Source organism: Luteitalea sp. (genome assembly GCF_022842525.1).
In the GTDB taxonomy this organism is placed as follows: Bacteria; Acidobacteriota; Vicinamibacteria; order Vicinamibacterales; family Vicinamibacteraceae; genus Luteitalea.
Map to the genome: position 1 here is coordinate 46,932 of NZ_JALHPM010000023.1, position 6,244 is coordinate 53,175.

8 protein-coding genes are annotated in these 6,244 nt (G+C 70.9%); 3 read left to right on the top strand and 5 right to left on the bottom strand.

Annotation, left to right across the window (positions count from 1 at the left end):
• Positions 1-42: 42 nt before the first annotated feature.
• Genes aroA through Q0C41_RS07155 form a run of 3 tightly spaced genes read left to right on the top strand, consistent with a single transcriptional unit; the run spans position 43 to position 2,653 of the window.
• On the top strand, positions 43-1,365 hold the full coding sequence (gene aroA / locus Q0C41_RS07145) for a 3-phosphoshikimate 1-carboxyvinyltransferase (RefSeq protein ID WP_291982284.1): 1,323 nt from the start codon (positions 43-45) through the stop codon (positions 1,363-1,365).
• The gene (locus tag Q0C41_RS07150; protein ID WP_291982286.1) at positions 1,362-1,868 is read left to right on the top strand and encodes a shikimate kinase; all 507 of its coding nucleotides are present in this window, start codon (positions 1,362-1,364) and stop codon (positions 1,866-1,868) included. Before aroA ends, Q0C41_RS07150 begins: the two co-directional genes overlap by 4 nt.
• A gap of 41 nt (positions 1,869-1,909) precedes the next feature.
• Complete coding sequence (locus Q0C41_RS07155; protein ID WP_291982287.1) at positions 1,910-2,653, top strand: metallophosphoesterase family protein; 744 nt, start codon at positions 1,910-1,912, stop codon at positions 2,651-2,653.
• A gap of 27 nt (positions 2,654-2,680) precedes the next feature.
• Here the strand turns inward: Q0C41_RS07155 and Q0C41_RS07160 are convergent, their stop codons facing one another.
• The 5 genes from Q0C41_RS07160 to Q0C41_RS07180 all read right to left on the bottom strand — a co-directional run.
• Positions 2,681-2,821: a hypothetical protein gene (locus Q0C41_RS07160; RefSeq protein ID WP_291982290.1), complete on the bottom strand. Its 141-nt coding sequence runs from the start codon at positions 2,819-2,821 to the stop codon at positions 2,681-2,683.
• Between the two features lie 6 nt (positions 2,822-2,827).
• The gene (locus Q0C41_RS07165) at positions 2,828-3,157 is read right to left on the bottom strand and encodes a CcmD family protein (RefSeq protein WP_291982292.1); all 330 of its coding nucleotides are present in this window, start codon (positions 3,155-3,157) and stop codon (positions 2,828-2,830) included.
• 2 nt (positions 3,158-3,159) lie between these two features.
• Positions 3,160-3,819, bottom strand: a complete 660-nt coding sequence (ccsA, locus tag Q0C41_RS07170; RefSeq protein ID WP_291982294.1) for a cytochrome c biogenesis protein CcsA — start codon at positions 3,817-3,819, stop codon at positions 3,160-3,162.
• Position 3,820: 1 nt separating this feature from the next.
• Positions 3,821-5,407, bottom strand: a complete 1,587-nt coding sequence (locus Q0C41_RS07175; protein WP_291982296.1) for a heme exporter protein CcmB — start codon at positions 5,405-5,407, stop codon at positions 3,821-3,823.
• The coding region (locus Q0C41_RS07180) for a hypothetical protein (RefSeq protein ID WP_291982298.1) at positions 5,408-6,244 on the bottom strand (837 nt) is incomplete at its 5' end.

Consider the following 6,244-nt stretch of genomic DNA (forward strand, 5'->3'; position numbering starts at 1 on the left):
GTGCATCATACACGCTCCACTGTTTGTTACAGTGAAGCCCGCATGCCCGCCGCGTTCACCAGGACCGTTGCCGTCAGGCCCGCCGCTGCCCTCGAAGGCGTCGTGCGCGTGCCCGGCGACACGTCCATCTCCCATCGGTACGCGATGCTCGCGGCCCTGGCCGACGGCGTCACGCGCATCAGTCACTTCGCTCCGGGACTCGACGGTCAACGCACCCTCGCGTGTCTCGAGCAACTCGGCACGGTGGTCTCACGCCATACCGGCTTCGACCGTCAGACCGGCGCGGAGGTCCCGACGGTCCAGGTCGTGGGACGCGGCCTCCGGGGACTGCAGCCCTCGCGCACCGACCTGGACTGCGGCCACTCCTCGGCCACGCTGCACCTGCTCGCCGGCGTGCTCGCCGCGCATCCGTTCACGAGCGTCCTGTCCGGCGACGGCGCCCTGCGGCGACGACCGATGGAAGACGTGGTCGAACCGCTGCGGGCCATGGGCGCCGAGGTCAGCTCGTTCAACGGACGACCGCCCATCAGTGTCGGCGGCGGCAACCTGCAGGCCATCACCTGGCGCCCCGACACGCCGAGCGCCCAGGTCACCTCCGCCGTCCTGCTGGCCGCCGTGCAGACGTCCGGCGTCACCACCGTCGAGGCAGCCGTCGGCAGGCGCGACCATACGGTGCGTGCCCTGCGGGCGTTCGGGGCCACAGTGGAGATGCAGGGGCGCGTCATCAGGCTGGCCGGTCCTCAGTCGCTCTCCGGACGACCTGTCGTGGTCCCGGGCAACCCGTCGTTCGCCGCCTTCTGGGCGTGTGCGGCCGCGGCGCTCCCGGGCTCCTTCATCGAGTTGCGTGATGTCGGTCTCAACCCGACCCGGATCGCCTTCTTCGACATCCTGCGTCGCCTCGGGGCCGACGTGGACCTGCACGTGGAGCGGACCGACGCCGACGAACCCGTCGGCCGCGCCCGGGTGCGGTATCGGGCGCTCCGGCGTCTCGAGGTGACCCCGGCCGAGGTGCCGGCGCTCCTCGACGAATTGCCGATGCTGGCCGCCGTGGCGACGCATGGCGGCGAGCTGCGCGTCACCGGCGCCGGTGAGTTGCGCACCGGCGATGCGGATCGCATCACCCCGCTCGTGAACGGCTTGCGGGCCCTCGGTGCCGACGCCGACGAACTGCCGGATGGCTTCCACGTCCGCGGGTCCCGGCGTCTGCTCGGCGGCGACCTCGAGGCGACCGACGACCACCGTCTCGCGATGGCCTTCACCATCGCCGGCCTCGGCGCCCTCGAGGCGACCGTGATCCACGGCGCCGACGCCGTGGACGCGGCCTACCCCGGGTTCTTCGACATCCTCGCCGCGCTCAGGAAATGATCGGGATCCCCACCGACAAGCTCTACCTCGTGGGCTTCATGGGGTCGGGCAAGACCACGCTCGCGCGCGCCCTCGGCCGGCGGCTGGGCTGGCGCGTCGTCGATCTCGACGAGGAGATCGAACGGCGGGAGGGACGCACCGTCTCGCAGGTCTTCGCCCAGGACGGCGAACCCTACTTCCGCAAGGTCGAGCGCGACGTGCTGCTCGCCTTCCTGCCGGCCCGCCACGTCATCATCGCGACCGGCGGCGGGACGTTCATCCAGGCAGCCAACCGGGCCGACATCCTCGCCGACGGCCTCACGGTCTGGCTTGATGCCCCCTTCAACCGCATCGTCGACCGCGTGCCGTCGGACGGCCGGCGGCCGCTGGCGGCAGACCGCGAGGCCTTCGCGGCCCTCTTCGAGACGCGGCGTGCGGTCTACCGCCTCGCGCATGTCAGAATCGACGCGCAGGGGCGCATCGAGGCACTCGTCGAGCGGGTGCTGCACAAACTCGGCTGGTAGCCGTTCAGGTTGGCCGCGTTCATCGTTTATAGAGCCACAGCGTGCGCTACCTCGTCATCAGCGACATCCACGGCAACCTGCCGGCCCTGGCCGCGGTCCTCCGGGACTGCCCGTCGGACCAGTACGACCGTCTGCTCGTGCTCGGCGACCTCGTCGGCTACGGCGCCGAACCCGGGGCGGTGATCGATCGGATCCGGGCCCTCGCTCCCCACGTGGTCGTCCGCGGCAACCACGACAAGGCCATCTGCGGCGTGATGGACCTGCTCGCCTTCAACTCCCATGCGCGTGAGGCGGCCGAATGGACCACCCGCGCCTTGTCCCCGGCGCACCTGGCCTACCTTCGGGACCTGCCCGCCGGGCCGCTGCTGGTGGACGATGTGCTGGAGGTGTGGCACGGGTCCCCGGCCGACGAGGACGCCTACCTGGTCTGGATCGACGACATCCGCGATGCCGCGGCACTGGGCCGGCGCCCGCTCTGCCTCTTCGGCCACACGCACGTGCAGGGCGCCTACGGCTCGGGTGAAGGACACCCCGTCGTGGAGAGCGGCGACACGTGGACCCGCACCACGCTCTCGATTCGTCTGGAGGATCGCTGGCTGGTGAACCCGGGCTCGGTGGGCCAGCCGCGCGATGGCGACCCGCGCGCCGCCTACGCGATGGTGGACCTCGGCGCGCGGACCATCACGCTGCACCGCATCCAGTACGACGTCGCCGCCGAACAGGCCGCGATTCGGGCCGCGGGCCTGCCGGAACTGCTCGCGTCGCGCCTGTCCGAAGGACGATAGCGGCCGCCTCGGCGAGGCGGCCGCCCCTCACCCGCGCGCCCGCTTCTCGTCGGCGCGCTTCTGCTGCGACCGCATCGCATCCATCGCGGCACGCGACCCGAGAATCCAGCCAATCACGATGCCCACGAGCAAAGTCGCGGGGATGAAGATGAAGTGCCCGGCGGTCACGGCGCCCTACCGTCCGCCGGCGCTGCGCCGTGCCTCGCGCAGTTCGGCTTCGACCTGTCCGAGGCGACGCCAGAGCATCCACACGTAGATCAGAATCGCGCCCCAGGCCACCGAGTAGGCCGCGATCAGGTACGGCGCCGCGGGCAACTTCTCGCTCTCGGGCAGCTGATCGATCGGGACGTACTCGTCCTGCGCCGCAGAGGTGGGCGGCGCCTGCGCATCCTGGGCGCGGAGCGCGGCGGAGCCCGCGGTCCACAGGACGAGCAGCAGGGCGATGAGGGACAGGCGCGCCCGGGCCGGGCGACGCAGGCGAACCATGCGAGTGACGAACGTCATGTCTAGCCCTCAGCCTCCGCCAGCAGGAGGTCGAGTGAATCCTGTTGCTCGGCCAGGCGCACGCGCGTCTTGATGAGGGCCAGAAACAGGAGGAGGAACGCGGCCATGCACCAGTAGAACGGGAAGCGCATCTCGGGCACGAGCGAGGGCACGACGGTCGTCTTCGGATGCATCGTCCGCCACACGTTGACGGACCAGTAGATGAAAGGCACGTTGGCCATGCCGAAGAGCGCCACCCCCGCGGACAGCTTCTCCGTCCCGGGCCCGCCGAAGCGCCGCAGGAGCAGGTAGGCCGAGAACAGCAGCCAGAGCACCAGCGTGGACGTCAGCCGCGCGTCCCACTGCCACCACACGCCCCAGGCCTTGCGGGCCCACAGCGGCCCGGAGATGAGGGTGATGATGCCGAACAGCACCGTCAGTTCGGCCGCGGCCTCGGCCAGGCGGTCGCTGTGTGCGCGCCCCTTCGCGAGGTACGCCACACTGGCGATGCCGCACACGAAGGTCGCGAGGAACATCATGATCGCGGCCGGCACGTGGAAGTAGAAGATCTTCTGGACGAGCCCCATCGTGGACTCGTACGGCGCCTGGGCGATGAAGTACGGCGCGACACCGAACATCGCCAGCGCCAGCACCAGGATCGCAGGCACGCTGCGCGTCAACATCTCAGGCCTCCTTGGCCACGCGTGGAGCAGCATCGGTCATCAGCGTACCGAAGGTCCACAACGCGAGGATCGCGAACACCGCGTCAAAGCATATCAAGAGGGGCAGCCACAGGCTGACCACGCCCGGGACGTACGGATCGGCCAGGGCGGCCGCCGTGCCGCGCACCCCGCCGATGATCACCGGCACGCTCATCGGATACAGCAGCAGCGGCAGCAGGACATCGCGCGTGCGCGTCCGCGCCAGCATCGCCGCAAACAGCGTTCCGATGGCGGCGTACCCGGCGGTGCCAGCGGCCAGCAGCGCCACCAGCACCAGCGGTTCGCGGTCGATCGGCATCTGGAAGAACAGCGCCACCAACGGCAGCAGCACCAGTTCCACCGAGAACATCAGGGCCATCAACGCGCCCCACTTCCCGAGGTAGATCGCCGGCCGCGGCGTGGGCGACGCCAGCACCGCCATCAGGGTGCCAGCGGCCCGCTCGCGTTCGAACGTCCGCGCCATGGCCAGCGTGCCCGCCAGCGCCACCGTCACCCACAGGACCGCAGGGCCGGCATCGGGCACCGGCGTGCCGTCGCGCACCAGACCGAAGGAGAACACCAGCACGCACGCCAGCGCGAAGCACGCGGTGGTCAGGATGCCCTCCCGCGAACGCCACTCGATGCGCAGATCCTTCGCGAGCAACACCCACGCCGCGCGTGCGATGTCCGTGAGGGACGACTCGGCTGGTGTCGGCGCCTCCGGGGGGAGGGCCGCCTCGGTGGGGAGGGCCGGCTCTCCGAGCCGGCCGTCCTCGTGAGACCCGAGCCGATTGACGCCCATCGTCGGACCGCTCGGAGAGCGGTCCCTACCCAAGACGCGATCGCCGCGCCCTTCAGCGTTTGGCGTTCGGCGTTCGACGTGCTCCCCGTTGACCGCCGCGCGGTACGACTCGGCGAGCGGCAGAGACCGGTCGAGCGGCAGCAGCACGCCGCCCTTGACGATGCAGGCGCGATCGACGAGCGACTCGACGAGCAGGAGGTCGTGCGTCGCGAGCACGACGAGCGTGCCGGCATCACGCAACTCCCCGAGGCGCCCCACCATGCGGTGCGCGCTCTCGTCGTCCAGGCCGGTGAACGGCTCGTCGAGCAGGAGCACGCGCGGACTCGGCAGGAGCACGCGCTCGAAGGCCAACCGCTGACGCATGCCGCGGGAGAAGCGTTCGACGAAATCGTCCCCGCGATCGCTCAGTCGCGCCTGGTCGAGCGCGCGAGTGACGGCCGTCGAGCTGTCTTCGACGCCGGCCAGGCGGGCAAAGAGCTCGAGGTTCTCGCGGGCCGTCAGCTCGCCATAGAGCTGGGGCTCGTGGCCGAGCACGCCGATGATGCGACGCGGGGAATCGAGATGCGCGGCCGTCGGGTAGGTGACGCTGCCGCGCGACGGCTCGGCGAGGGTCGACAGCACGCCCAGCAGCGTCGTCTTTCCCGAGCCGTTGGGACCGAGCAGGCCGAGGACCTCGCCGGGATAGCCTTCGAACGAGATGTCGCGCAGCACGCGACGCCGCCCGAACTGGCGCGCCACGTGCGAGCAGACCAGCAACGGGGCGGACACCTACGACGCCTGGCGTTCCTGCACGTGCCCGTCGCGGCGGGCACGCTCGGCATCGAGCATCGCGTAGATGCCCTCGAGGTCGCGCAGCACGGCATCCCGTTCCTCGCGCAGTTCGCCGGTGGCCGGTTCCCCGCCCTGCTCGAGGCGCTGCAGGCGCGCCAGCAGTGCGGTGCGCTGCGTCTCGAGTTGCCGGATGCGCGCCGTCGGGTCGACCGGCACGCCCAGCACCAGCCACAACCCTGCGAGGACGATCACCCCCGCCAGTGCGAGCGCGGTATACCGCGGCCAGCGCGGGTGGTACGGCAAGCCGTCGACCGTGAGCGTCAGCGTCTCGCCGGCCTTGAGTCCGGGGCCGGTGCCCGTGAAGTACTTCTTCCCCTCGGCGTCCGCCTCGCGCGCCTGTGGCAGCACCGGCGCGACGAGCTTCGTCTCGCCGAGGCGGCGCACGATCACGTTGGTCGCCATGCTCGCGACCGGCAGCGTCAGCGCGACGGATCGGCTCGGGCCCGTGATCGGCAGGCGGTACGCCACCTGCACCACCGTGCGTCCCGGCGCGAACGGTCCGGCGACGACCAGCTTCCGCTCGAACACGCGCGCCTGCGGCGACGATCCCTCGAGCAACGTCACCTGCTCGGCGTCCTCGGGCATCGCGATCTCGAGCGGCGCCGGCACCGACACCGGGCCCGCGGCAGCGTTGGCGAACTCGAAGATGTGGAACACCTCGAGCTTCTCTTCGGCGAAGTCGAAGATCGTCCGCCACTGATTGGCCAGCACCACCGTCCCCGGCGTCGCAGGCGCGGCCGGCGCAGCCGCAGCCCCACCCGGCGCGGACTCCCC

Bases quoted from the DNA above. Each gene is read 5' to 3' on its own strand.
- aroA (WP_291982284.1), top strand. From the start codon at position 43: ATGCCCGCCGCGTTCACCAGGACCGTTGCCGTCAGGCCCGCCGCTGCC.
- Q0C41_RS07150 (WP_291982286.1), top strand. From the start codon at position 1,362: ATGATCGGGATCCCCACCGACAAGCTCTACCTCGTGGGCTTCATGGGG.
- ccsA (WP_291982294.1), bottom strand. From the start codon at position 3,819: ATGTTGACGCGCAGCGTGCCTGCGATCCTGGTGCTGGCGCTGGCGATG.
- Q0C41_RS07165 (WP_291982292.1), bottom strand. From the start codon at position 3,157: ATGACGTTCGTCACTCGCATGGTTCGCCTGCGTCGCCCGGCCCGGGCG.